This is a genomic window from Brevibacterium sp. CSND-B09, from assembly GCF_052906525.1.
The window spans coordinates 345818-370019 of record NZ_JBREGI010000001.1; the positions used below are offsets into that span (position 1 = coordinate 345818).

Sequence of the window (24202 nt, forward strand, 5' to 3'; positions counted from 1 at the left end):
TCAAATGATGCCAAAGCAAGGTTTTTGGCCAAATGCACCAACAAGCAGATGGACATCTGGTGGCAGATGGACATTTGGAATGGGAGAAGACACCTCATGGCCGTCGAAAGTCGCTTCCTGCCGCTGACCGATGTGGCCGAGCTGCTCAATGTCTCGATCGCACAGGCTCGGGCCCTGGTCCGCTCCGGCGATCTCCGCGCCATCAAGGTCGGAGGGCGCGGCCAGTGGCGGGTCGAGAAGTCCGAGATCGAAGCGTATATCCAGCGCATGTACGAGCGCACCGAGTACCAGATCAAGACCGGTTCTATCGAGGACTGACCCACTCGCTTCGGCTCTGATCTCCATCATGGACGAGTCATCCGAAGGGATTCGTCCGGGCGTGGACGGCGTTGATCGCCGCGAAGGGAATGATCCTGCCAGCGATTTCGACATAGTCGGAAGCAACGAGCGCGCATCGCCCCCGAATGCTGCCCGCACGGTCCGCGACATCGATCGACACCTCTTCATAGGCGGCTGACCAGCGGCGCAGCGCCGATCCCAGGCCCAATCTCTCCAGCCCGCCAGCGTCGAATCGATGCACTCTCGTGGTCAGCCTGAATCCGCGGACAGCCCTGATTGCAATGACGGAGACTTCGACTCCGGCGAGGACGATGATGTTCCGACCGAGGAAGCACGCCGTCCCCGTGATATCCCGATCCGGCATCGTCACCTGCACCGTCGATCCCAGCGCCCCGCGCATCCGTTCGAGCAGAGTCCTCTCGGCCGCCTGACCGGCCACCTCGTCACCGAATTCGCCTCTCCTGACGTGCGCCTGCGCCGCCGCGTCGGCGGCTTCGATATCCGCCAGGAGTGCATCGATCCGATCGTCCATAATCGCCAAGCCTGCCCCAGCTGTAGTCCACTTTCAAGACTTGAAATGAAGACGCACCGAACTACAGTCATGTAGTTAGAGCTGACCCATTGACACCAAATAACATCTAACGGCATCATTATGTTCAATATCCAATGGAGGATGTCTAGATGTATCTCTTGATCGCATGTGCGAGTTCGTGGCTGGTCCTGCTCGGTTCGTTCGCCGCTGCGTGGGAGCGGCTTCCTCAGCCGTGGACGACCAGCGACGTCGTCGTCATCGTCATCATCGGCACCGGATCGCTCTTGTTCGCACGGATCGGACTCATCTCTCTGCTGGCCCTGCTGCTGCAGGTCCTTCCCACCGGCCGTTTCCGGTCGGCGCTTGCCGGATTGGTCGTCAAGGCAATGCCCCGGATACTCGCGTCGAGTGTTCTTGCCATCGTCTCTGCTGGCCTCGTGGTCCACTCCGCTCAAGCAGCACCGCTCGCTGGTCCCGGCCCTGACCCCGCATCGTCCGCACAGGCTCCTTCCGTCGCTGCGCCGTCTGCGCATGCTCCGTCCGCCCCTGCCGATCCCGGCTGGCCGACGATCGACGATGATCAGAGCTCTGCGGACCCCACGAACGATGCGGGACGGTCTCAGGATGAGCAGCCGACAGACGGTTCCAAGCCGCGTAAGGAATCCGAGCCACCCGACCGAGTCCGCCCGCCCGATCCCGGGTGGCCCACAGATCCGCCCGCAGACAGAGCGCCTTCTGCACCACCGACCGACCGGCCGTCGGAGGGGCCGACGGAGGGGCCCGGCGAATCCGACCAGTCAGGCGAATCCGACCACAGCAGGGAGCCGAATGAGCCAGGCGACAGTGACTCTGCCGCCGAGCCCGCGGATCCTGGAACCGCCACACATGTTGTGGCTCAAGGGGAGAGCCTGTGGTCGATAGCTGCCGATCTGGCCGAGACCCCAGAAGAGATCCCCCAGCTCGTCGCGCACGTCTATGCCGCCAATGAGGACACCATCGGACCCGATCCGAGCCTCATCATCGCAGGTCAGAGATTGGAGATTCAGAAATGACCGCCCCACTCACCCTCACTCGGCCGCAGGCGTCGGCACCGCCTCGGCGAGAGGTCGCAGCGTCGTCCACGGAATCGCATAATCGCCGGGTCAGCGGGCAGGTCCGGGGCCTGGAAATCGCGGACGACCGGGCGCGGATCGCGGCCACGGCCACCTCGTTGGCGGTAGCCTGCCTCGAAGTCCTCTCCGGCGTCAGACGCAGCGAGACGATCGCCCGATGGGTCCAACCGGAGCTGCTGGCGAAGATCGACCACCGCTGTCAGCTGCGCGCCGAGGTGGCACCCCACAGGGCGACCGTGCCCGGAACACGGACGGTGAGGCCGGGAACCGCGCACGTCTGCCAGATCAGCCCCGAGATCGCCGAGGTCACAGTCATCGTCGCCGCCGCAAATCGCGTCCGGGCGGTGGCAGTCCGCTTGGAACTGCTCACTACCCGGTGGACGCTGACTGCGCTGCAGACGATGTGAGCCGCTGTCGGCTCGGAGTCAGCTCTTGGCCTTCTTCTTCGCGCGACGTTCGGCGCGATTGACCGGAGCCGGCTCGTCTTCGTCTTCGGATTCGGAAACCGAGGCGGAACCACCCTCGGACGGCGCCGACAGCTGCATCTTGGGAGTCTTGTGACGCAGCTCCTCAGCGTCGACCTCGACCTCGGGTTCGTCACCATCGGAACCGGCCGATGAGGTCACCTGAACCTGCAGAGTATTGGTCAGGCGAACGACGTCCTCCTTGATCCCGTCCTGCATGGTAGTGAACATCTCGAAGCCCTCACGCTGGTATTCCACCAGCGGATCACGCTGGGCCATCGCCCGCAGTCCGATGCCGTTCTTGAGGTAGTCCATCTCGTAGAGGTGCTCACGCCAGCGCTTGTCGATGACAGAGAGCACCACGCGGCGTTCGAGTTCGCGGGTGGCACCCTCTCCGAGTTCCTCTTCGCGCTGGGAGTAGAACAGTGCGATGTCGGACTGGATCTCCTGATTGAGGCGGTTCTTCGTCAGGTTGCCGAGGCCACCGAGTTCCTCGGCGAGGTCGTCGGGGGTGATCGACGGTGAGTAGATCTTTCCGAGAGCCTCGAAGAGCTCGTCGACCTGCCATTCCTCGACCGGTCCCGTCGTCGCCTGGGCGACATAGGCGTCGATGACCTCTTCACGGAAGTTCGCGACCTGATCTTCGAGGTCGGCGCCGTCGAGCACACGGCGGCGTTCATCGTAGATCACAGTGCGCTGACGGTTGAGCACATCATCGTATTTGAGCACGTTCTTGCGCTGCTCGGCATTGCGCTGCTCGATCTGCGACTGGGCCGAGAGGATGGCACGGGAGACCATCTTCGATTCCAGCGGCACATCATCGGGCACGTTCGCTGTGGCCATGATCCGTTCGGCAGCCCCCGAACCGAAGAGCCGCATGAGATCATCGGTCAAAGACAGGTAGAACCGGGATTCGCCGGGGTCTCCCTGGCGGCCGGAGCGTCCGCGCAGCTGATTGTCGATGCGACGGGATTCGTGGCGTTCGGTGCCGAGCACATAGAGTCCTCCGAGCTCGACGACCTCTTCGGCCTCTTCCTTGACCTTGTCTTCGGCGGCCTTGAGCACCTCCGGCCATTCGGACTCGTACTGATCCTCGTTCTCGGCAGGGTCGAGGCCTCGACGTTCCATTTCCGCGACCGCGAGAAACTCGGCGTTTCCGCCGAGCATGATGTCGGTACCGCGTCCGGCCATGTTCGTGGCCACAGTGACGGCGCTCTTGCGTCCGGCCATCGCCACGATCGACGCCTCACGGGCGTGGTTCTTCGCGTTGAGGACCTCATGCTTGACGCCGCGTTTGGCCAGATGCTTCGACAGGTATTCGCTCTTCTCGACGCTTGTCGTGCCGACGAGGACGGGCTGTCCGGTCTCGTGTCGTTCGACGATATCGTCGACGACGGCGTCGAACTTCGCGACCTCGTTCTTATAGACGAAGTCGGACTGGTCGACACGCTGCATCGGCTTGTTCGTCGGAATCGGGACGACACCGAGCTTGTAGGTCGACATGAATTCCGCGGCTTCGGTCTCGGCCGTACCGGTCATTCCCGAGAGCTTTTCGTAGAGGCGGAAGAAGTTCTGCAGAGTGATCGTCGCCAGGGTCTGGTTCTCTGCCTGAACCTTCACCCCTTCCTTCGCCTCGATGGCCTGGTGCAGGCCCTCGTTGTAGCGGCGGCCCTTGAGCACACGCCCCGTGTGCTCGTCGACGATGAGGACTTCGCCGTCGAGGACGACGTAGTCCTTGTCCTTCTTGAACAGCTCCTTGGCGCGGATGGCGTTGTTGAGGAAGCTGATGAGCGGGGTATTCTCCGCATCGTACAGGTTGCCGATGCCCAGGTAGTCCTCGACGCGTTCGATTCCGGGTTCGAGGACGCCGACGGTGCGCTTCTTCTCATCGACTTCGTAGTCGCGATCGGTCTTCAGGCGCTTGACGACCTTGGCGAATTCGCCGTACCAGCGGTTCGCATCGCCTTCGGCAGGACCCGAGATGATGAGCGGGGTGCGCGCCTCGTCGATGAGGATCGAGTCGACCTCGTCGACGATGGCGAAGGCATGACCGCGCTGGACGAGCTCGTCCGCGGACCAGGCCATGTTGTCGCGCAGGTAGTCGAAGCCGAACTCGTTGTTCGTGCCGTATGTGATGTCTGCGGCGTACTGCTTGCGGCGCAGGTCCGAGGGCATATTCGCCTGGATGCAGCCGGTCTCCATGCCGAGAAAGCGGAATACGCGGCCCATCAGTTCGGACTGGTAGGTAGCCAGGTAGTCGTTGACCGTGATGATGTGGACCGGATCGCCGGTGAGCGCGTTGAGGTAGGCCGGGGCCGTGGCGACGAGAGTCTTGCCCTCACCGGTCTTCATCTCGGCGATGTTGCCCAGATGCAGGGCGGCGCCGCCCATGAGCTGGACGTCGAAGTGCCGCAGACCCAGGGTCCGGCTCGATGCCTCGCGAACGGTGGCGAAGGCTTCGGGAAGCAGGGAGTCGAGGCTCTCGCCGTCCTTGTAGCGCTCCTTGAACCGGCCGGTTTCCTCCCGCAGTTCGGTGTCCGTCATCTCGCTGAACTCATCGGACAGCTGATTGATGGCATCCGTGTATCGGCGGAGCTTCTTCAGAGTTCTGCCTTCACCTGTGCGCAGAAGCTTCTCGAGGAAATTAGCCACTTTTCTCCTAATCGGCATGTCTGCCGGACAACGACTCGAACGACTGTATAGCCCCTAGCTTAATGGCAGGTGAGTACCTTCGAGGTCCACGGCGGTCAGGCCCAGCCACGCAGCCATCGTCATGAGCTCGTCCGTCAGCTCGGTGCTGTGCTCCTCCCCCGGCTCCCATGTCACCTGGTGAGCACGCAGGATGCCCGCCGCCCGATCCCTGTGCAGGTCGACTCGCCCGACGAGGCGATCACCGAGGAGGAACGGAGTGACGTAGTAGCCGTGCACACGCTTGGCCGCCGGGGTGTAGATCTCGATGCGGTAGTGGAAGTCGAAGAGCCATTCGATGCGCGGCCGGTAGAAGACCAAAGGGTCGAACGGCGCCAGCAGCGCTCGAGAGTTCACGGTGCGCGGGGTCCGAGCCTCATGCCATTTCAAGGCGGGTACACCTTCCACGTCGACTTCGCGCAGCTCGCCTGAGGCGATGAGTTCGGTGATGGCAGCGTCGGTCGGTGCCCGCCGCTGCCGAAAGTAGTCGGCGATGTCCTCGGGCCGGGAGATGCCCAGGGCACGTGCCGCGATCCGGGTGAGTTCGAAGACATTGTTCTCGACCCCGGATATTCCGCGTGGAAGCTCCGCATTCGGGTCCAGCCCCAGCCGAGGATCCTCCGGCGGCCCGTAATTCAGTGGCAGCTGCGGCAGCTCGGGTGAGACGTCACGGGCCAGGGCATAGATGCGTTCGAAGTGGTCGTTGCGCCCCGAGGCGCTGATGACTCCACCGGCGAACAGCGCTTCGAGGGCGACTTTCACCTGGCTGGGATTCCAGCCCCAATGTCCGCGGTGGATCTCCGGCAGATCGTGGTCGACCACCTCGGCGACTTCACGTGCCGTCATCGGCCGGGTGGTCAGGGCGGTGAGGACGCGAGTCTGGAGGTTTCGGAACTCCTCCCCGGTCTCCGGGTGGCGCTGTCCGAAGTCGTTGCGCCACCATTCGCTGTGGGCGCGGGCGAAGTGCTTCCATGTCTGCGGCGGCACGAAGGCCGCGGCGTGTGCCCAGTACTCGACGCCCATGCGCGGAGAAGAGTAGAAGAGGCGGTCGAGGGTCTCCCGCGGGTAGGGACCCAGACGAGAGTAGAAGGGCAGATAGTGGGATCGGACGACTCGGGCGACTGAGTCGATCTGGGTCAGTCCCAGGGTGGCGAAGACCTTCTTGAGGTGTCGGGCGGTGACCTTCACCGGTCGCGGTCGGTCCAGTCCCGTTGCCGCGATCGCCGTCCTGCGGGCCGCGGCACGTGTCATCCTCTGCATACCCCAACGCTATACCCCAATTGCTACCTGACGGCGGCCCAGCAACCTCGCGCGAGGTTGCTGGGCCGCCGTCAGGTAGTAATTGGTCAGTCGATGGCTTCTTCGAGGTCGTGGTCGAGGGCGATGACTCCGTAGCTCCAGCCCTTACGGCGATAGACGACGGACGGCTTGCTCGACTCTTCGTCGATGAACAGGTAGAAGTCGTGTCCGACGAGTTCCATTCTGTTCAACGCCTCTTCGATGCCGATGGGTGAGGCGGTGAAGGTCTTCTCTCGCAGAACCACCGGCGAATCGCCTTCGGCCTTGATGCGGCCGTTCGTCTGGTCGACGCTGTGGTCCGCTGCAGACTTCGCGTCGTCGGCGTTCGCATCGGGAACCATCGGTTCGGCCACCGGCATCTTCGCCAGCACCTCGGCGGTGGATTCCTTGCGGTGATGTCCCGACCGGGGCACCTTGTGCCGGTCTCTCGCTCGCCTCAGTCGTTCGACGAGCTTCGCCCATGCCAGATCGAGTGCCGCATATTTGTCGCTTGCCATGGCCTCTGCCCGAATTGCCGGTCCCTTCGCCACAACCGTGAGCTCGACCCGCTCACTCGTCTCGGGCTGGCGGGAGTTCTTCTCGTGAGTGACATGCACTTCGACACGCTGAGCGCGAGGGGCAAGCTGCTCGACCTTGGCGATCTTGTCCTCGATGTGGGCTCGAAAGCTGTCGGAGATGGTCAGTTGACGGCCGTTGACAACAATGTCCATGATGTGTCCTTAGCGACTCGCTCGTCGGATTCATCCGATCCCATGCCCTTGGATGGGTAAACACCGTTATACAGTAAAGGGAGAGACAAATCGAGTGCCCCCGCGACCGAGACCGAGAACAGCTCCTACAGCGGGCCTGATCTGCACCGATGCTAGCAGACGTGCGCTTTCTGCCAAGGTTGCGCCGGTGGTGGAGAAGTCATCGATGAGCAGGTCCGTCGGCGCGGATTCGGTGCCCGACACGGGACGGACTTCCGCGATCTCAGCGATTCTCCTCCGGTCGAGATATTGGGTCCGCTGAGCATTCTGAGCCCGCTCGATCGCCCCGAGTCCAACCTGGTCACGCGATCGTTTCGCCGCGAGCACATCGTGGACTTCCAGAGGCAGCTCCGGCGACAGCTCCTTCGCCCGATTCGCCAGGGCGGCCGTATGCGATCCGCCTCGACGACGTCTGGCCCGATCCGAACTGGGCGCCGGAAACAGTCGGATCGCCCCACCCGAGTAGCCGATGAGCTCGAGGGCCGCGACGATCGAACGGGTCAGAGCCAGGGCCAAGGGATCGAGGATGTCCCGGCGTCCGTCGTCCTTGAAGCCGACGACCATCTTCGAGATCTGCGAGTTGTATTCGCAGACCCCGACGACCGGAATCGTGCCGTAGCGCGGTTCCATCGCCCGCGGGATCCCACCGAGCAGCTGCAGGCAGCGGGTGCACAGGGACACGTTCTCCCGCCCGCAGCCGGCACACCGGCGAGGCAGGAGCAGTTCGCCGAACTCCCCGAGCAGCCCCATGGGAGAAATCTACTGCATGCCCGGATCGGGGGGTGGCGATGAGCCGCTTTCCAGAACAGCCGCGCACCGCCGCCCGACGGCCCAGCCGGGAAGGGAAAGGCGCCGTGGGTCAGCGGGGACAGGCAATGCTGTGCGGGTCAACCGGGATAGGAGGGATCCTTCGCTTCGACGTCGACGAGTTTCTGCCAGGCGTTCGAGTTGTAGCTGTACAGCGCGCCATCGGCACCGGTGACCAGGATCGAGCGTCCGTCCACTCCACCGGCGATGCGGCTTCCGTCCGAGACCTCACCGAGCTGTTCAGCAGGGCCGGTGACTCCGATGCGGAACGGCTGCGCTGATTCGCCTTCCTCTGCGGCCAGAGCCACGAGAGACGTCGCCCCTGCCCATGAGACATCCTTGATCTCGTGGAAGTTCGCACCCACTTCGATCGGCGTTTCAGAGACATGACCGGCCGGATTGCCCGCCTTGTCCCTGGGGATGCCGACCACATCGACGCGATCCGGTTCCCCTTTGTGGCGACTGAGCAGCGCGATACGAGTGCCGTCTCGGGAGACCTCGATATCGATGAGCTGTCGACCGTTGAGGAAGTCGGCGGCGACGGTGGAGGATTTGCCGTCACGACCGACGGCCTTGAGCTCGCCCTTGTTCTCAGCCTCACCCGTCCATGTCGTGTTGAAGCGATCGATGCTGGGGCGCACGAGCTTCTTACCCTTGAGGATCGGAGTAGCGTCGACGGCGTCGGACTTCAACCGCATGAGCTGCTTGCCGTCGTCGGCCAGATAGACGTAGAGAGAGTCGTCCAATGACACCGCGGGATCGCTCGCCTTCGCCTTCTTCAGATTCGGACTGTTCTCGACCTTGGCCACGGTGGTGCCCGAAACCCGAGAGAGGTGGTCGTCGGCGAGAACCACGGGTGGCCCGTCCACCTGGACCGACGTATCGGTCTTCGGCTGCAGACTGGCCGGAACCGTCTGCCCGCCGATGCTCAGATCGATTGCCGAGATCGAGGGAATGACCTGCAGGGTGGTGGCGATCTGCTGACGGATAAGTCCCTTTTCGCGGTCGGACGGGGCCGGGTTCTGCGGTCCCAGGGCCACATTGGCGACGCCGTTCTCGATCGTCACCACGTTCGAATCCGAATCGCTGAGCTTGGCACCATCGGGAATCGACGTGATCACCGCTCCCGAGAGGTAGGGAGCGGGTCCGCTGAGCAGCTCGTTCATCAGCACCGTCGGGGTCGAGGAAGACCGGAGGAACCAGCGGGAGTCAGGGACGAGATACGAATAGTCGGAGGTGAAGAACTGCAGCGAATAGTTGAGGAAGATCGTCTGGAAGTCGGTCTGGCTGATGAGAAGCCCGTCCGGCGCCGAGGAGATCCTCCACTCCCCGTTCTCCTGCCGCAGCGAGAATTCCATCGTGGACCGAGTGCCCGGTTCGGTGGAGTTGTACACTCCGGAGGAGTCGACGAGACCGACGACCGGGGGCGAGATGCTCATCGTCTTCTGGTCGGAGGTGGTTCCGACGTTCAAGGAGTCGAGATCTGTGCCGTTGGGCAGCACCGACACCGATTCCTGTGGGCTCCATTTCTGCGCCTCACCCTCGGTGAGGAATGACCGGGCCACGGAGAAGTTGTTGCCGGCGCCCGCTCCTGCACGGAGGAACCCGCGCACGATGTCCGATGGGCTGTCCCCGGGTTCGGGACCGTCGGGGATCCGCGCGTTGTTCGCACCTGCATCGCCCGAGTCGTCTTCGATATGGCCGACAGGCGATGACGTCGGGATCGACGAGCAGCCGACGAGGGTCAAGGCGGTGAACACGGAGACCAACACGGTCTTCACTCGCAGCCCTCTGGGCTTCGTGCGCATCATGACCGTCCTTCTTCTCCGTCGTCCATGCCGTCACCGTCCAGGTCCGGATCGCCGACGTCCGTGGACCGCGGCCCAGTCTCGGCGGTGCCTGTCTCAGAGCCGTCGGCAGCCGCGCTGTCCGACTCGTCGGCGGCGGCCCCATCGTCCGAGACCGCCTCAAAGGAAGTCGTGGTCGTCTCCGGCGATGATGACTGAGGGGCCGCCTCGGCGACGGGTTCGTGGTCATCTTCGAGCATCTCCGGCTCGGTTTCGACGACGATCGGGATCGATCCGGTCTGGATGCGGACTGAGCCGTCCGAGGACAGCGGTCCCGCCACGAGCGCGGAACCGCGGATCTGCGCATCGCGAGGCGGCAGAGGCAGAGGTGAGGAGGTGATCTCCTGATCGGGGCGCCGGGGAATCGTCAGCCGGAAGCAGGATCCTTCGCCGAGTTTGCCCCAGACCTGCAGCCAGCCGTTGTGCAGGTGCGCGTCCTCGAGCGAGATCGCCAAGCCCAGACCCGACCCGCCGAGGGTGCGCTTGCGTGCCGGATCGGCACGCCAGAACCGGTCGAAGACGTGCTCGACCTGCTCTTCGTTCATGCCCACTCCGTGGTCGCGCACGCTCACAGCCACCGCCTCGGCGTTGGAGGCGACATAGACGTCGACGGGGTTGTTCTCACCGTGTTCGATGGCGTTGACGACGAGGTTGCGCACGATCCGGGTGATCCGCACCCGGTCGACCTCCGCCATGACCGGTGAGGAAGGAGCGTGGACGACGATGGCGGTGTCCATCTGTTCGGCCACCATCGACACGGTCTCGATCACCGAGGTCACGATCGCGCCGATATCGACGGGCTTGGGCACCAGCGCCGCGGCACCGGCATCGTAGCGGGAGATCTCCAGCAGGTCGGAGAGCAGGTTGTCGAACCGTTCTGCCTGCGAGTTGAGCAGTTCCGCGCTGCGCGCGGTGACGGGGTCGAGGTCGTCACGGGAATCGTAGATGAGGTCCGCTGCGGCACGGATCGTCGTCAGGGGTGTCCGCAGTTCGTGGGAGACGTCGGAGACGAACTGCCTCTGCAGCACCGACAGCCGTTCCATCTGCTCGATCTGGTGCTGGAGGGTGTCGGCCATATCGTTGAAGCTCTCACCGAGGACGGCGATCTCATCGTTGCCGTGGACGGGCATGCGTTCGTCGAGGTCACCATCGGCGATGAGCCGGGCCACCTCGGCCCCGGTGCGTACCGGTGTGACGACGAGTCGGGTGACGATCCAGGCGACGGCACCGACGAGGACGACGAGGACGAGGGCGGCGACGAACATCGAACGCTGCACGAAGTTGAGCGTGTCCTGCTGTTCGCTGAGGTCGCCGAGGTAGTAGAGCTGGAACTGGCCGGCGCCCGGGATCTGCAGCTCCTGGGTGATGAGCAGACCCGGTCCGGTCCCGTCGGGCAAGCTCACCGACTGGTAGAGCTTGTCGTCGGTCGGGGCCTTGCGGATGGCCTCGCGGAGTTCATCGGAGACGGGCACCTGCGTGGCCTCACCGTCCTCATTCGACCCACCGGCGGTGATCGTCGAGAAGGAGGAGTTCGGGTCCTTCGGCTGCAGGGTCAGCGAGTACACCGACCCGGCCGAACGGTTGTAGATCGAGGACAGCTGCGAACTCAGCGTGTCCTGGGTGACCGCCTGCCCGTCGACGGGTGCCAGGGAGCGCAGCTCGGCCAGGATCGACCGAGTCTGAGAGGACAGGGAATCCAGGCGGGTGTCGAAGAGACCGCGGGCGATCTGCTGGGACATATAGGTTCCGACGCCGAAGATCGCCACCGAAGTGAGCACGATCGTGAGCACGACGATGCGGACCTGCAGGGAGTGGCTGAACGATCGGAGTATGAAGTTCCAGAACGTCTTCAGTGCCGAGGCCGCGGTGCGAACGGGTCCGTCCGCGGCTGACTCGGAAGTCACGCGGCTCGGCCGGCCTTATAGCCGACGCCGCGGACGGTGACGATGATGTCCGGCTTCTCCGGATCGCGTTCGATCTTCGACCGCAGACGCTGCACATGGACGTTGACCAGTCGGGTGTCGGCGGCATGACGGTAGCCCCACACCTCTTCGAGCAGGGTCTCGCGGGAGAACACCTGCCACGGTTTGCGAGCCAGGGCGACGAGGAGGTCGAATTCGAGAGGGGTCAGCGACACCGGTGATCCGCCCTTGGTCACCGTGTGGCCGGCGACGTCGACGACGACGTCGCCGACGGTCAGCAGCTCGGGAGCCTGCGGTTCGGAGATCCGCAGCCGAGCGCGGACACGGGCGATGAGCTCCTTGGGCTTGAATGGCTTCGGCACATAGTCGTCGGCACCGGATTCGAGGCCGAGGACGACATCGACGGTGTCGGACTTCGCCGTGAGCATGATGATCGGCACCGAGGAGATCTCACGGATCTCCCGGCAGACTTCGAGTCCGTCCTTGCCGGGCAGCATGAGGTCGAGGAGCACGAGGTCCGGATTGACCTTCTGGAATTCTTCGAAGGCCTGGTCTCCGGTGGCGCAGAAGAAGGGCTCGAAGCCTTCGCTTTTGAGCACAATTCCGATCATTTCGGCCAAAGCCGTGTCATCATCAACTACGAGGATTCGAGCGTTCATGCTCCCATTGTCCCTTATGTTCGCGTGTTCTTCGGTTCCCGACACTCCTAGCCTATCGGGCGTTGTCGACTGCCTCATGCACCGGATCCGCCGACAGCGGAGACCGACGGTTCAGCTGCCGCGCCGCACGGCCCCCTGCAGCGGGCCATTCACTCCCCGAAGCCGACCGTCGGAACGGCCGCCCGACCTCCCTCCCGATCGCCTTTCCCGATCGCCCCTCAGACCAACCCTGAACCGTCCCCGGGCCGTCCCCCGACGGCCGGGATCGACACGGCCGACGCGCACCGAATCCGACAGGGAGGCCTCTCGGCACTTGCCGGCGAATCATGGCAGGATTGGCGTGATGGGACAGACGAATGCATGGACCTCGGAGGTCGACTGGCACACCGGCCGCTGGCAGCGGCGTTCGCCGTCCCCGCCCTCGCGCGGATGGCAGCCGCCTCCCCCACGCGGGCTCCTGCCCAAACGTCCGCTGACTTTCATCGAGGCGCTGGATTCGGGATTCCGCCTGCTGCGTTTCGTCCCGACTCTGTCCATCGGCTCCTCTCTCATCGTCTTCTCCCTCTGGAGCCTGCTGCTCGCCGCGATCGGTGCCCTCATCGCAGTGCAGTTCCTGCCGTTCTTCAACGACCTCAGCGGCAATGAGGATGCCGCCTCCGGTTTCATCGCCCTGGCCCAGCTGGGTTCGGTGGCACTCAGCCTGCTCAGCCTCGGTTTGGCCCATCTGCTCTCCGGCATCATCGCCACCGGAACCCGCGCCTCCTTCGGCGCCCGCAGGACCACTCTGTCGATGGCGTGGAAGTCCCTGTCCGGTCGCCGCCTGCGCCTCATCCTGGCCACACTGCTGATGAGTGGAATCAACCTCGGCCTGCTGCTGGCCCTCACCGCCCCGACGCTGCTGTTCCTCGGCGCCGATTCGGCGATCCTCGCCTTCGTCTGGGCCGCATTGGCCGCCCTGCTGTGGTTCGTCGCGCTCATCTGGGTCAACCTGCGCCTGGCGTTCCTGGGTTCGGCGATCGCAATCGAGGACCTGAGCGTCCGTGCCGGAATCCGCCGGTCTTGGAAACTGACCGGGCGCGGCTTCTGGCGAATGCTCGGCCAGCTGGCGCTCGGTTATTTCCTGTCCAATCAGCTCGTCCAACTCATCATCACCCCGATCGTCTTCATCATCTCGGTTCTCCTGGGCGTCGGCATGACGACGACAACCGAGTCGACGACGGCGCAGGCGGCCATCGCCATCGTCTCCGTGGGTCTGCTGCTCGCACTCACGCTCATCTCCTCCGCCGTCCTCTTCGCCTATTTCGCCTGCCTGGTCACGGTCTGCTTCTTCGATCAGCAGATGCGCTCGGAGGGGCTCGACCTCGTCCTCATCCGCGCCGAGGAGGACCGATGATCCTCTCCCCCATCACCGAGGCGGCCCGCCACCTCCACACCGCCGCGTCCTCCCAGCCGGGCGCGGCACAGCTTCGCGCCGCCTCGGCGAATATCGACCGGGACACCGGCCGCGAATGGGTAGAGCACGAACTCTCGAAACCGGAATACGCCGCCAACGACCTCACTCCCTTGGAACGGATCGGCCGGTGGCTGTCTTCCCTGTGGGATTCGCTCGTCCATGCCGCCCTGGGCGCGAACTCCCCGTGGCTGCTCATCGTCGTCGTCCTCGGCCTCGCCGCGATCGTCGCCTTCATCGTCTGGCGCGTGCGTCGGGCCGGATTCCGCCGTGTCGGCGTCCCGCTGTCCGCATTCGATCCCGTGGTCTCCCAGCCCGAACCGGGCCCGTGGCGCGAGAGCGCGGCCCGGGCCGCGCAGGCCGGGGACTTCGAGACCGCGGTCATCGACGAATCCCGAGCGATCTTCGCGATCCTGTCCGTCAAGCAGATCGTCTCGCTCGAGTCCTCGGCCACAGCGAGTGAGATCGCCCGTTCCGCCGAGGTGGCCCTGCCCGAGCACGGATCCGCCGTCCACGGGGTGGCCGAGGTCTTCAACGACCTCCGCTACGGGGAGGCGACCGAGGCGAAGACACGTGCCGACCGCAGCCTCGGCGAGGTCTATGCGGATCTGTGCGCACTCGACCGGACGCTGAGCGCACTGCCGGTCCGCCGGGAGGCAGCTGTATGAGCGCACAGTTGGATGTCGCCGCCCGCGGCACCCGGTCGACCTCGCGGGTTCCGCTGCGCGCTCGGCTGCGGTCGGCTGCCGTGTGGATCGTCGCGGCCTTCGTCATCCTCGTCACCGTGATCGTGCTCGTGCTGCTGACCGGCGACGAGGAGTCCGCAGAGCCCCTGCACTATGACTCGACGGAGCGCACCGGCACGAAGGCCCTCGTCGAGACCCTGCGCGACCATGACGTCGATGTCACCACCACCGAGGAACAGGAGCAGGCCCGCTCGGCCGCCGCCCGACCCGACACCACCCTGCTCATTCCCGCGAACACCGCGGCTCTGTCCCCCGGGGACATCGCCGGCCTCGAGTACGCTCTGCGCACCCACGGCAACCGGCTCGTCCTCGTCGATCCCGGTCCGACGGTGTCGGAGTTCACCGACCGGATCACGGTCAACGACAACCTCGGCCCGTTGGCCGATCCGGAGGCCACGTCCGCACCGTCCTGCGATTCACCGATCGCCCGCAGTGCCGGTGCCGTGTCCACCGGCGAGGTCGAATACGCGGAGACGGAGAAGGGCACCGAGGGGATCACCGCCTGCTACCCGTTCACCGGCCCCGGGGTCGCCGAGATCGACGGCACCGAGGTGGCTCCAGGGTCTGCGCGCGGACAGTTCCTCACCGATTCGGGCGGTTCCATTCCGCTGACCGTGCTCGGCAGCCCCGACTGGGTGACCAATGAGAACATCGACGAAGAGGGCAATGCCTCTCTTGTGCTCTCGCAGCTGTCCCAGACGCAGAACCTCGTCGTCTACTATCCGACCTTCGACGGTTCGGGACAGGGGCAGTCGCCTCCGTCGACGATCGATTTCGTGCCCGGCTGGTTCCTCGCAGGAGTCCTGTGGCTGGTCCCCTGCCTCCTCGTCCTGCTGCTCGTCATCGGGCGCCGGTTCGGGCCGCTGGCTCTCGAACGTCTGCCGGTCATCGTGCCTGCCGTGGAGACCGTGCACGGTCGGGCAGCCCTGAGCTCGCGCAGCCACGATCGCGACGGGGCGCTGCACACGCTGCGGGCCGGAGCCCTGCTGCGCATCGCCAAACGACTTGGTCTCAGCCCCGATGCCCGCACACCCGACATCATCGCTCACATCGCGACCGTCACCGGGGCCGATCCGGGCCGTCTCCGCTATGTCTTCGTCTCCGCGTCGGCTCACACCGACGCCGAACTCACCGAACTCGTCCATCAGCTCACCCAGATCGAAAGTGAGATCCCATGACTCAGCCGCCCCAGGGCCCTACGAATTCTCAGGAACCGGTCGCCTCTCAGCCTCCGGCCGCACCTCGGCCCCAGGAGCCGGTCGCGCCGCAGACCCCTGCTGCGGACAGCGCGCAGGCTCCGCAGGCTGAGCCGGACCCGCTCAGGGAGGCGTTCACCGGTGTGCGCACCGAGATCGCCAAGGCCGTCGTCGGCCAGGACCAGGCAGTGACGGGAATGCTCATCGCACTGCTGTGCCAGGGGCACGTGCTTCTCGAAGGGGTTCCCGGAGTGGCGAAGACTCTGCTCGTGCGCAGCTTCGCCGCCGCGGTCAGCCTGGACAGCTCGCGTGTGCAGTTCACTCCCGACCTCATGCCCAGCGATGTCACCGGTTCGCTGGTCTACGACGCGTCCGCCTCGGACTTCTCATTCCGTCCCGGCCCGGTGTTCACGAACATCCTCATCGCCGATGAGATCAACCGCACCCCGCCGAAGACCCAGTCGGCCCTGCTCGAGGCGATGGAGGAGCATCAGGTGTCCGTCGGGGGACGCTCACGGAAGCTGCCCGAACCGTTCCTCGTCGCAGCCACACAGAACCCCGTCGAATACGAAGGCACCTATCCGCTCCCGGAGGCTCAGCTCGACCGGTTCCTCTTCAAGCTCGTCCTCAACCTGCCCGAACGGGATCACGAATTCGAGATTCTCGACCGTCACGCCCGAGGCTTCGACGCCGGATCCCTGGCCGCGGCAGGTCTGCGTCCGGTCGCCGATGCCGAACTCATCGGCCGGGCCCGCGAAGCCATCGCCAAGATCTACATCGCCCCGCAGATCATCACCTATATCGTCGACCTCGCCCGAGCCACCCGCCAGACCCCGTCCCTGGCCTTGGGCGTCTCACCTCGCGGAGCGACGAGGATGCTCGGAGCCGCCCGCGCTCATGCGTGGCTGAGCGGTCGGCACTATGTCACCCCCGATGACGTCAAGGCTCTGGCCCATATGTCGCTGTCGCACCGGGTCATCCTGCGCCCCGAGGCGCAGATGGACGGTCTGGACGTCGGTCAGGTCCTCGACTCGATCATCGCCACGACCGAAGTGCCCCGCTGAATGACCACCCGACTGTTCCTGCTCACTCTTCTCGGCCTCGTGCCCGTCATGCTGGTGCCCACATGGCCGACGGCCTTGATCGTGGCCGGTGTGATCGTCCTGGCAGCGGTCCTCGACTTCTTCTTCGTTCCCCGGATCCACGGTTTGGAAGTCCAGCGCACACCGGGACCGATGGTCCGCCTCGGCGACAGCACCCACAGCACGCTGACTCTCATCAATGGGACCAGCCGCCGGCTGCGCCTCCACGTCCGCGACGCCTGGGCACCGAGCGCCGGGCCGGTCGAGACCCGTTCTCGTCACGTGCTGGAACCGGGCGAGCAGACAGAGGTGATCACCGAGCTGGAGCCGACGCGACGCGGCGCGCTGCCCGGCGATCTGGTGACCGTGCGCAGTCGCAGCAGGCTCGGGCTGATCCAGCGGCAGAAGAGCATCGATGTTCCCGCCTCTGTGCGTGTTCTGCCACCTTTCGTGTCCCGGAGGGAGCTGCCGTCGAAGACGCAGAAGCTGCGGGAGCTCGAGGGGCGGTCCGCGGTGATGATCCGCGGAATGGGCACGGAATTCGATTCGCTGCGCGACTACGTCGACGGTGACGATGTCCGGTCGATCGACTGGCGAGCCAGCGCCCGCGCGCAGAATCTCGTGGTCAAAACCTGGCGACCGGAGAAGGATCGTCGCGTCGTCATCGTCGTCGATTCCTCCCGGTTCGCCGCCCGTCGCTGTGGTGAGGGAACGGTCTTCGACGCCGCGCTCGAGGCGTCGCTGCTGTTGACGGCTCTGGCCACGGGTGCCGGCGATCGGGTCGATGTCATCGTCGCCGATGCCCGGGTGCGGGCAGTCGCGTCGAGCCATCGGGCTCATGATCCGGTCCATGACCTGTCGGTGGCGCTGACGCCTGTGTACCCGGAGCTCTACGAGGCGAACTGGGAGTCGATCGCCGCTGCGGTTCTGCAGACCTCCCGGCAGCAGGCGCTCGTCGTCTTGGTCACTCAGCTCGATGAGGCGACCATCGCCGAGGACGTCCTGCCAGTGTTGCGGACTCTCACGGCACACCACCGGGTCGTCGTCGCCGGAGTCGAAGATCCCGCACTTGCGGACCTGGCTGCCCGGCGCGGCGACGCCGACGACGTATATACGGCGGCGGCCGCCGAGGCCGAGATGCTCGCGACGGCGTCGCTGCAGTCTCGGCTGCGCGGACTCGGCATCTCCTCCGTCCAGGCTCTGCCGGAGAAGCTTCCCGGAGCGTTGGCCGATCTCTACATCCGGCTCAAGGTCTCCGGCGGGCTGTGACCGCGACCTCGCTCAGCGGCGAACTGTCAGCGACAATCTGATCAGCGGTCGGTGGAGATGACCGAGTATCCGGCCTGATGCTCGTCGAGATCGGCGCTGAGTCCGGCTGCGGCGGCACGCTTGCCGAAGTACCACGCGTAGACGACGACAGCCGCGGTATACGCCACTCCGATGGCGATCTTGACCGCCGGCGGAATCGGGTTCGGGGTCACGAAGCCCTCGACGAGTCCCGAACCGAACAGCAGCAGCACGAGACCGCCGGCGACGACGAGCAGCGACCGAGCTTCGGAGGCGAGCTTGTCGCGGCGCAGCCTGGGACCCGGCACCACCCAGGCGAAGAAGAGACGCAGACCCGCGGCAGCGGCGAGGATGATGCAGCTGATCTCCGGGATCCCGTGGGGCAGGATGTAGAGGAAGAAGTCGGAGGCCCGGTCGAACTCGAACATCATCGCTCCGGAGAAGCCGACGTTGACGGCATTCGATAACAGTCCGACGATGACATAGCCGCCCGTGATGCCGAGGAGGACGAACTGAACGGCGATCCACGCGTTGTTCGTCCACACGCCGACGGCGAAGAAGCCGTTCGGGTTCTCTTTGTAGTAGTCGACGAAATCATGTTCGGCGAACTGCCGTCGGAACTCTCGATCCCCGAAGGTCTCGAGCACTTCCGGATGCGATCCCGCCCAGATGCCCGACAGGACGGCGACGGCGAGGAATCCGGCGGCCACGATGACGAAGTCCCATCGCAGCCGGTACAGCGACAACGGCAGACTGATGACGAAGAACCGTCCGAGCCCGGACAGTCCTCCGCTGGGCACGGACGAGAGATGATTGCGGGAGCGGTGGACGATCGCCGAGAGCCGAGCGGCCTCGAGAGAGTCGGGGGCCACCGTCGTGATCCGCGACAGATCCTTCGACGCGGTCCGGTAGAGCTCGAGGAAACGGGTCGTCTGTTCGGGTGTCAGCGTGTTCTTCTTCGCCAATGCCGAAAGCTCCAGCCAGTCATCGCCGTGCAGCTGGGCCAGCAGGTTCGGATCCATCCCTCCACCCTATCGGAGACGACGCCTCGGCACCTCCGACTCGGCGAGAGGCACACGACATGCTCTCGGCGAAACGACCACCTCGGATCGCGGCAATATGACACGATGGTCGGGTGAGTACTCTGATCACCGGTGAAGCCGTCGAACTCAATGTCCAACCGGCCGCTCTCGCGGCGCGGGCATTGAGCTGTCTCATCGACTACATCGTCTATTCGCTGGTGAATATCGGTCTGCTCATTGCCATGTTCTGGCTCATGCTCAAGGTGCTCGATCTCAACGGGCTGCTCCTCGGCTCACTCATGACCGTGATGACGATCTTCGTGTTCGTGCTGCTGCCGATGCTCGTCGAAGTGCTCAGTCACGGTCGTTCGCTGGGCAAGCTCATCCTCGGGCTGCGCGTTGTTCGCGACGACGGCGGTGCGGTGCGGCTGCGCCATTCCTTCATCCGCGCTCTGCTGTGGCCGTTCGAGATCGTGTCCAGCGGCGGCGGCATCGCGGCTCTGTCCGGTCTGCTCTCACCGCAGGCCAAACGCCTCGGCGACTATCTGGCCGGGACCATCGCCGTCAGCGAACGCAGCCGACCTCTGCCGCCCATGCACACCCATGTGGCCCCTCATCTGCACGAATGGCTGAAACGCACAGACGTGACAGCGATCCCCGATGGTCTGCATCGGCGCATCGTCGCGTTCCTCGCCATGGCGCCCCAGCTCGGTGCGGAGTCGAGGTGGCAGCGAGCGATCGAGCTCGCCACCGAGCTCAATCCCTATGTGGCTCCGGCCCCGCCGGAGGGAACGTTTCCCGAACAGTTCCTGTCCGCAGTCATCCATCGGCAGCGCATCGCCGAAGTCGAGAAACAGCGCCGTCGGAGCGACCGTGCGAACGCTTTCCGGTCCGGAGTCGACACGCTCCCCCACGGCCTCAGCCTCACCCGCCGCTGACGACGCAGTCTGACTGTCCGCCGCTGACACCGCGGTTCGACTGCTCTCGGTCGACGGAGCGGTCCCGGACTGCGACCGGGTTCGCCCGCTCCGCCGCCGGACCGAACCGGCAGTGCTCGATCAGTACCGGTAGTGCTCGGGTTTGAACGGTCCTGCCACGTCGACGCCGATGTACTCGGCCTGTTCCTTGCTCAGTTCGGACAGCTTCGCCCCGAGCGCCGGCAGATGGAGGCGCGCCACCTTCTCGTCGAGTTCCTTCGCCAGCCGATGCACCGAGTTGCCGTAGTCATCGTGGGCGTGCCACAGCTCGATCTGGGCGAGCACCTGATTGCTGAATGACGCACTCATCACGAACGACGGATGACCGGTGGCGTTGCCCAGGTTGAGCAGGCGCCCTTCGGAGAGGACGAGGAAGTCCGTGCGGTCGCGACCGAGTCCCGCCTCGGCGGGCACGGGCACGCTCCACTCGTGGACCTGCGGTTTGATCTCGATCTTCTCCACTCCGGGCAGGCGGGACAGCCCTGCCAGATCGATCTCCTCGTCGAAGTGACCGACGTTGCCGACGATTGCGCCGGGTTTGAGCGTCTGCAGCACGTCGACGTCGAGGACCCGGGTGTTTCCGGTCGTGGTGATGATGATGTCGGCCTGGGGAGCCACCTCGGCGAGGAGGTCGACCTGGTAGCCGTCCATCGTGGCCTGCAGCGCACAGATCGGATCGATCTCGGTCACTATGACGCGCGCACCCTGTCCGCGCAGCGCTTCGGCGGCACCCTTGCCGACGTCGCCGTAGCCGATGACGACGGCGATCTTTCCACCGATGAGGACATCGGTGGCGCGGTTGAGTCCGTCGGGCAGCGAATGGCGGATGCCGTAGCGATTGTCGAACTTCGACTTCGTCACCGAATCGTTGACGTTGATGGCAGGGAACGGCAGAGTCCCCTGTTCGGCGAGGCGGTAGAGGCGGTTGACTCCGGTCGTCGTCTCTTCGCTCACGCCCTTGATTCCGGCGGCCAGACGAGCGAAGCGTCCGGGGGCCGATTCGATGGAGGCGGCGATCTGCTTGAGCAGGACCTTGTACTCCTCCGAGTCCTCGGCGCCGGCGGTGGGCACTCCCCCGGCGGCTTCGAATTCGGTGCCCTTGAGCACGTACATGGTGGCGTCGCCGCCGTCGTCGAGGATGAGGTTCGGTCCGTCCGCGAAGTCGAAGATCTTGTCAGCGGCCCACCAGTACTCTTCGAGGGTCTCGCCCTTCCATGCGAAGACGGGGACGCCGGCCGGGGCTTCGGGAGTGCCGGAGCCGACGACGACGGCCGCTGCGGCCTCGTCCTGCGTGGAGAAGATATTGCAGCTGGCCCACCGGACGTCTGCACCGAGTGCGACGAGGGTCTCGATGAGGACAGCCGTCTGCACGGTCATGTGCAGGCTGCCGGCGATGCGGGCCCCGGCCAGCGGTGCCGTCGAGGCGTATTCCTCCCGCAGCGCCATGAGGCCAGGCATCTCCCTTTCGGCGAGGCGGATCTGGTGTCGGCCGGCCTCGGCCAAGCTGAGATCGGCGACCTTGAAGTCAGTGGAATCGAGCACGGTACCTCCATACGGCGGGCTGTCTGATCGGCTTCGAGTCTATTGCCGGGCAGGCGGCTTGTCGCGTCATGCTCGTTCTGCGGACAGCGAAGACCGTCAGCAAGCGGTCATATCCTGACTGCCCTAATTCCGAGAAACGGAAGCAGAGGACCGGTTGCCGTCGATCCGGCTTCAGGCGTGAGCGTTGACGAAGTCCGTGACTCGGCGGGTGAGCGCGTCCACCTGCGCCGAATCGGCGGCTTCGACGTTGAGTCGGACGAGGGGTTCGGTATTGGACTTGCGCAGGTTCACCCACCAGTCCGCACCCTGCAGGCCGATTCCGTCGAGGTCGTCGACGGTGTTCTCTGGGAAGTCTCCGGCATGTGCGGCGAAGTCGGCGAGCACAGCGTCGGGGTCGGCGACGGTGAAGTTGATCTCCCCCGACTGCACGAACCGGTCATAGTCGGCAACCAGACGGGAGGCGGGGGCGCGTGATTCGGCGAGGGCGGCGATGAGGTGACAGGCGGCGAGCATTCCCGAGTCCGCCCCGAAGAACTCGTCGAAGTAGAAGTGCGCGGAGTGTTCGCAGGCGAAGACGGCTCCGGTTTCGCGCATGAGCGTCTTGATTCCCGAATGGCCGACCTTCGACCGCAGTGCGTGTCCGCCGGCGGCGGTGATCGTCTCGGCTACGCTGCGGGAGGTGATGAGGTTGTGGATGACGGTGGGTCGGTCGTCGCCGAGTGCCCGGGCCCGTGCGATCTCGCGTTCGGCGACGAGTGCGCCGACGGCCGAGGCCGACATCGTCGCGCCTGTCTCGTCGATGAAGAAGCAGCGGTCGGCGTCCCCGTCGAAGACGAGCCCGAGATCGGCGCCGTTGTCGACGACAGCGCGTGCCGCGTCGACGAGGTTCTCGGGTTTGAGCGGGTTCGCCTCGTGGTTGGGGAACGTCCCATCGAGTTCGGTGAAGAGGCCGATGACGTCGAAGGGCACCGAGGCGGCTCCCGCATCCGTGCCGAAGACCTCCCCGAGGAGGCGCCCGGCCATGCCGTTTCCGGCGTCGAGCACGATCGACAGTCCCGTGACCTCATCGACGTGGGTGAGCGCGCGGATCCGTGCCGCGTACTGCTCCCGCATCCGGGATGCGGCAGTCTCATCTTCGGCGATGGTCCGACCGTCGGTCTGCGGTGCGGTGATCGCGAGTTCTCTGACTCGCGAGAGCCCGGAGGCCAGGCTGACTCCGGCGGCGCGAGGTCCGCAGATCTTGATCCCGTTGTAGTCGGCGGGATTGTGGCTGGCCGTGATCATGGCGCCGGGCAGTTCGAAGATGCCCGAGGCGAAATAGAGCTGATCGGTCGAGCACAGGCCGAGCAGGACGGCTGTCGAGCCGGCCGCGTCGACTCCCGCGGCGAAGGAGTGGGCGAAACCGGGAGAGCTCGGGCGCATATCGTGGCCGATGACCACCTCGGAGGCGGTGTGGATCTCTGCCATGGCTCGGGCCGTGGCCCAACCGAGGGCGAACAGGATGTCGTCGTCGAGCTGGTCGGGAATGCGACCGCGGATGTCGTAGGCTCCGACGGCGGCGTCGAGGGCAGCCGTCCGGACTCGTCCGAGTTCGGAGTCGGTCGGGATCTGCTGGGCGGGTTCGATTCGGGTCGAGTCCGGCTCGCGGTGGCTCATGAGTCGCCGATGATGCGCAGGTGACCGTGTCGACGTCCCGAAGCGGCCGGATCGTCGGCCGGTCCCGGTGCGTTCCGGGCCGGGGTCTGATCGGCGCGATCGGCGGCCTCGCGGACGGCGTCGGCGATCGCCAGCAGGTCGTCATGGCTGCGTTCGGGCGGGGCCGGCCCGGAGTCGATGCGGATGAGCTGCCAATCCACGGGCGGGGTCAGCTTCGCCGCATGTTCGGCGCACAGGTCATGAGCGCCCGGTTCGGCGCGCCTGCCCAGAGGTCCGATGACGACGGTCGCATCGGCGTGCACGTACGTCATGGTGGCGGCGGCGGGGCGCGAACAGCTGACTTTTGAACACATTCTCACGGCTGACACAGTCCCACACTCTACACGCCGCACCCCGCCGATTCGCTCAGGCACGGCGGCACCGCACGTAGAATGAAGTGCTATGAGACCAAGGCGACATCGCGACCGACATGGGCGGGGTCTGCGGTCTCCGCTGCACCGGGCCGAGGTGCCCGCGCGGCTGAGTAGGGCGGAGAGTTTTGCGAAGGTCGCGGCCGCCGAGTTCGCCCGCATGCGCAGGCACGAACCCGTCCTCCTCGCCGAGGTGGTGCTGGCCGTCGATTCAGTCCCACCGGCGAGTTCGACCGAACCGAGCTTCGGCCGTGTGTTCCCGGCGGCCGGGGACCGTCCCACCCATATCGTCCTCTATCGGCGGGTGATCGAAGATCATGCCGGCAGTGACGCCCGGGATGCGCTCATCGCCGAGGTGGTGGCGGACCAGGTCGATATCCTCCGTCGCACCTGAGATCCGCAGTCACCGCAGGAAC

At 65.3% G+C, this 24202-nt stretch carries 22 protein-coding genes; 10 read left to right on the forward strand and 12 right to left on the reverse strand.

The window, feature by feature from the left end:
* The first annotated feature begins 96 nt into the window (after positions 1-96).
* The gene (locus ACU4IU_RS01835; protein WP_025780784.1) at positions 97-318 is read left to right on the forward strand and encodes a helix-turn-helix domain-containing protein; all 222 of its coding nucleotides are present in this window, start codon (positions 97-99) and stop codon (positions 316-318) included.
* Positions 319-355: 37 nt separating this feature from the next.
* Here ACU4IU_RS01835 and ACU4IU_RS01840 read toward each other — a convergent pair whose 3' ends face one another.
* Positions 356-871, reverse strand: a complete 516-nt coding sequence (locus ACU4IU_RS01840) for a hypothetical protein (protein ID WP_139907483.1) — start codon at positions 869-871, stop codon at positions 356-358.
* A gap of 149 nt (positions 872-1020) precedes the next feature.
* On the opposite strand from ACU4IU_RS01840, the gene ACU4IU_RS01845 reads away from it, so the two are divergent.
* Complete coding sequence (locus ACU4IU_RS01845) at positions 1021-1923, forward strand: LysM peptidoglycan-binding domain-containing protein (protein WP_446655740.1); 903 nt, start codon at positions 1021-1023, stop codon at positions 1921-1923.
* Positions 1920-2390, forward strand: coding sequence for an Rv3235 family protein (locus ACU4IU_RS01850; RefSeq protein ID WP_446655741.1), 471 nt, complete (start codon positions 1920-1922; stop codon positions 2388-2390). Before ACU4IU_RS01845 ends, ACU4IU_RS01850 begins: the two co-directional genes overlap by 4 nt.
* An 18-nt stretch (positions 2391-2408) precedes the next feature.
* Here ACU4IU_RS01850 and secA read toward each other — a convergent pair whose 3' ends face one another.
* The 7 genes from secA to mtrA form a co-directional block, all read right to left on the reverse strand.
* Positions 2409-5099 carry a preprotein translocase subunit SecA gene (gene secA / locus ACU4IU_RS01855; protein ID WP_446655742.1) on the reverse strand — a complete coding sequence of 897 codons (2691 nt, stop codon included), beginning with the start codon at positions 5097-5099 and terminating at the stop codon, positions 2409-2411.
* A gap of 54 nt (positions 5100-5153) precedes the next feature.
* Positions 5154-6395 carry a winged helix-turn-helix domain-containing protein gene (locus tag ACU4IU_RS01860; protein ID WP_446655743.1) on the reverse strand — a complete coding sequence of 414 codons (1242 nt, stop codon included), beginning with the start codon at positions 6393-6395 and terminating at the stop codon, positions 5154-5156.
* Positions 6396-6481: 86 nt separating this feature from the next.
* Complete coding sequence (hpf, locus tag ACU4IU_RS01865; RefSeq protein WP_139470306.1) at positions 6482-7144, reverse strand: ribosome hibernation-promoting factor, HPF/YfiA family; 663 nt, start codon at positions 7142-7144, stop codon at positions 6482-6484.
* Positions 7145-7210: 66 nt separating this feature from the next.
* Positions 7211-7933, reverse strand: a complete 723-nt coding sequence (locus tag ACU4IU_RS01870) for a ComF family protein (protein WP_139470303.1) — start codon at positions 7931-7933, stop codon at positions 7211-7213.
* A 137-nt stretch (positions 7934-8070) separates the two neighbouring features.
* The gene (locus tag ACU4IU_RS01875; RefSeq protein WP_446655744.1) at positions 8071-9798 is read right to left on the reverse strand and encodes an LpqB family beta-propeller domain-containing protein; all 1728 of its coding nucleotides are present in this window, start codon (positions 9796-9798) and stop codon (positions 8071-8073) included.
* The gene (mtrB, locus tag ACU4IU_RS01880) at positions 9798-11741 is read right to left on the reverse strand and encodes an MtrAB system histidine kinase MtrB (RefSeq protein WP_446655745.1); all 1944 of its coding nucleotides are present in this window, start codon (positions 11739-11741) and stop codon (positions 9798-9800) included. The genes ACU4IU_RS01875 and mtrB overlap by 1 nt, the downstream gene beginning before the upstream one ends.
* Positions 11738-12418 (reverse strand): MtrAB system response regulator MtrA, encoded by a 681-nt coding sequence (gene mtrA / locus ACU4IU_RS01885; RefSeq protein WP_062861422.1) that lies wholly within the window; start codon positions 12416-12418, stop codon positions 11738-11740. The genes mtrB and mtrA overlap by 4 nt, the downstream gene beginning before the upstream one ends.
* A 343-nt stretch (positions 12419-12761) precedes the next feature.
* Here mtrA and ACU4IU_RS01890 point away from each other — a divergent pair, with 343 nt between their 5' ends.
* From ACU4IU_RS01890 to ACU4IU_RS01910, 5 genes are read left to right on the forward strand one after another with little or no spacing between them, the layout of a single operon-like run.
* On the forward strand, positions 12762-13811 hold the full coding sequence (locus ACU4IU_RS01890; RefSeq protein ID WP_446655746.1) for a hypothetical protein: 1050 nt from the start codon (positions 12762-12764) through the stop codon (positions 13809-13811).
* Positions 13808-14536 carry a DUF4129 domain-containing protein gene (locus ACU4IU_RS01895; RefSeq protein ID WP_259356629.1) on the forward strand — a complete coding sequence of 243 codons (729 nt, stop codon included), beginning with the start codon at positions 13808-13810 and terminating at the stop codon, positions 14534-14536. The genes ACU4IU_RS01890 and ACU4IU_RS01895 overlap by 4 nt, the downstream gene beginning before the upstream one ends.
* Positions 14533-15792 (forward strand): DUF4350 domain-containing protein, encoded by a 1260-nt coding sequence (locus ACU4IU_RS01900; protein WP_376906819.1) that lies wholly within the window; start codon positions 14533-14535, stop codon positions 15790-15792. Before ACU4IU_RS01895 ends, ACU4IU_RS01900 begins: the two co-directional genes overlap by 4 nt.
* On the forward strand, positions 15789-16874 hold the full coding sequence (locus ACU4IU_RS01905) for an AAA family ATPase (RefSeq protein ID WP_139907474.1): 1086 nt from the start codon (positions 15789-15791) through the stop codon (positions 16872-16874). Before ACU4IU_RS01900 ends, ACU4IU_RS01905 begins: the two co-directional genes overlap by 4 nt.
* Positions 16875-18161, forward strand: coding sequence for a DUF58 domain-containing protein (locus ACU4IU_RS01910; RefSeq protein WP_446655747.1), 1287 nt, complete (start codon positions 16875-16877; stop codon positions 18159-18161).
* Positions 18162-18202: 41 nt separating this feature from the next.
* Here ACU4IU_RS01910 and ACU4IU_RS01915 read toward each other — a convergent pair whose 3' ends face one another.
* Positions 18203-19201, reverse strand: a complete 999-nt coding sequence (locus tag ACU4IU_RS01915; protein ID WP_139907472.1) for a stage II sporulation protein M — start codon at positions 19199-19201, stop codon at positions 18203-18205.
* A gap of 113 nt (positions 19202-19314) precedes the next feature.
* Here ACU4IU_RS01915 and ACU4IU_RS01920 point away from each other — a divergent pair, with 113 nt between their 5' ends.
* Complete coding sequence (locus ACU4IU_RS01920; protein WP_446655748.1) at positions 19315-20139, forward strand: RDD family protein; 825 nt, start codon at positions 19315-19317, stop codon at positions 20137-20139.
* Between the two features lie 120 nt (positions 20140-20259).
* Here the strand turns inward: ACU4IU_RS01920 and ahcY are convergent, their stop codons facing one another.
* The 3 genes from ahcY to ACU4IU_RS01935 all read right to left on the reverse strand — a co-directional run bounded on the left by ahcY (position 20260) and on the right by ACU4IU_RS01935 (position 23729).
* The gene (gene ahcY / locus ACU4IU_RS01925) at positions 20260-21720 is read right to left on the reverse strand and encodes an adenosylhomocysteinase (protein ID WP_446655749.1); all 1461 of its coding nucleotides are present in this window, start codon (positions 21718-21720) and stop codon (positions 20260-20262) included.
* Between the two features lie 171 nt (positions 21721-21891).
* Positions 21892-23376, reverse strand: coding sequence for a phosphomannomutase/phosphoglucomutase (gene manB, locus ACU4IU_RS01930; protein WP_446655750.1), 1485 nt, complete (start codon positions 23374-23376; stop codon positions 21892-21894).
* A complete protein-coding gene (locus ACU4IU_RS01935; protein ID WP_446657570.1) occupies positions 23373-23729 on the reverse strand; it encodes a DUF3499 domain-containing protein in 357 nt (118 codons plus the stop codon). Before ACU4IU_RS01935 ends, manB begins: the two co-directional genes overlap by 4 nt.
* Positions 23730-23817: 88 nt before the next feature.
* Between ACU4IU_RS01935 and ACU4IU_RS01940 the strand changes: the two genes are divergently transcribed.
* Positions 23818-24180, forward strand: coding sequence for a metallopeptidase family protein (locus tag ACU4IU_RS01940; RefSeq protein WP_262777655.1), 363 nt, complete (start codon positions 23818-23820; stop codon positions 24178-24180).
* Positions 24181-24202: the final 22 nt, after the last annotated feature.

What these genes read in the sequence shown, in the direction of transcription:
- ACU4IU_RS01890 (WP_446655746.1), top strand. Translation starts at nt 12,762, where the DNA reads ATGGGACAGACGAATGCATGGACCTCGGAGGTCGACTGGCACACCGGC.
- ACU4IU_RS01860 (WP_446655743.1), bottom strand. Translation starts at nt 6,395, where the DNA reads ATGCAGAGGATGACACGTGCCGCGGCCCGCAGGACGGCGATCGCGGCA.
- ACU4IU_RS01915 (WP_139907472.1), bottom strand. Translation starts at nt 19,201, where the DNA reads ATGGATCCGAACCTGCTGGCCCAGCTGCACGGCGATGACTGGCTGGAG.
- ACU4IU_RS01840 (WP_139907483.1), bottom strand. Translation starts at nt 871, where the DNA reads ATGGACGATCGGATCGATGCACTCCTGGCGGATATCGAAGCCGCCGAC.
- ACU4IU_RS01850 (WP_446655741.1), top strand. Translation starts at nt 1,920, where the DNA reads ATGACCGCCCCACTCACCCTCACTCGGCCGCAGGCGTCGGCACCGCCT.
- mtrA (WP_062861422.1), bottom strand. Translation starts at nt 12,418, where the DNA reads ATGAACGCTCGAATCCTCGTAGTTGATGATGACACGGCTTTGGCCGAA.
- ACU4IU_RS01845 (WP_446655740.1), top strand. Translation starts at nt 1,021, where the DNA reads ATGTATCTCTTGATCGCATGTGCGAGTTCGTGGCTGGTCCTGCTCGGT.
- hpf (WP_139470306.1), bottom strand. Translation starts at nt 7,144, where the DNA reads ATGGACATTGTTGTCAACGGCCGTCAACTGACCATCTCCGACAGCTTT.
- manB (WP_446655750.1), bottom strand. Translation starts at nt 23,376, where the DNA reads ATGAGCCACCGCGAGCCGGACTCGACCCGAATCGAACCCGCCCAGCAG.
- ACU4IU_RS01870 (WP_139470303.1), bottom strand. Translation starts at nt 7,933, where the DNA reads ATGGGGCTGCTCGGGGAGTTCGGCGAACTGCTCCTGCCTCGCCGGTGT.
- ACU4IU_RS01940 (WP_262777655.1), top strand. Translation starts at nt 23,818, where the DNA reads ATGAGACCAAGGCGACATCGCGACCGACATGGGCGGGGTCTGCGGTCT.
- ACU4IU_RS01900 (WP_376906819.1), top strand. Translation starts at nt 14,533, where the DNA reads ATGAGCGCACAGTTGGATGTCGCCGCCCGCGGCACCCGGTCGACCTCG.
- ACU4IU_RS01835 (WP_025780784.1), top strand. Translation starts at nt 97, where the DNA reads ATGGCCGTCGAAAGTCGCTTCCTGCCGCTGACCGATGTGGCCGAGCTG.
- ACU4IU_RS01910 (WP_446655747.1), top strand. Translation starts at nt 16,875, where the DNA reads ATGACCACCCGACTGTTCCTGCTCACTCTTCTCGGCCTCGTGCCCGTC.
- ACU4IU_RS01895 (WP_259356629.1), top strand. Translation starts at nt 13,808, where the DNA reads ATGATCCTCTCCCCCATCACCGAGGCGGCCCGCCACCTCCACACCGCC.
- ACU4IU_RS01935 (WP_446657570.1), bottom strand. Translation starts at nt 23,729, where the DNA reads ATGTGTTCAAAAGTCAGCTGTTCGCGCCCCGCCGCCGCCACCATGACG.
- ACU4IU_RS01905 (WP_139907474.1), top strand. Translation starts at nt 15,789, where the DNA reads ATGACTCAGCCGCCCCAGGGCCCTACGAATTCTCAGGAACCGGTCGCC.
- ACU4IU_RS01875 (WP_446655744.1), bottom strand. Translation starts at nt 9,798, where the DNA reads ATGCGCACGAAGCCCAGAGGGCTGCGAGTGAAGACCGTGTTGGTCTCC.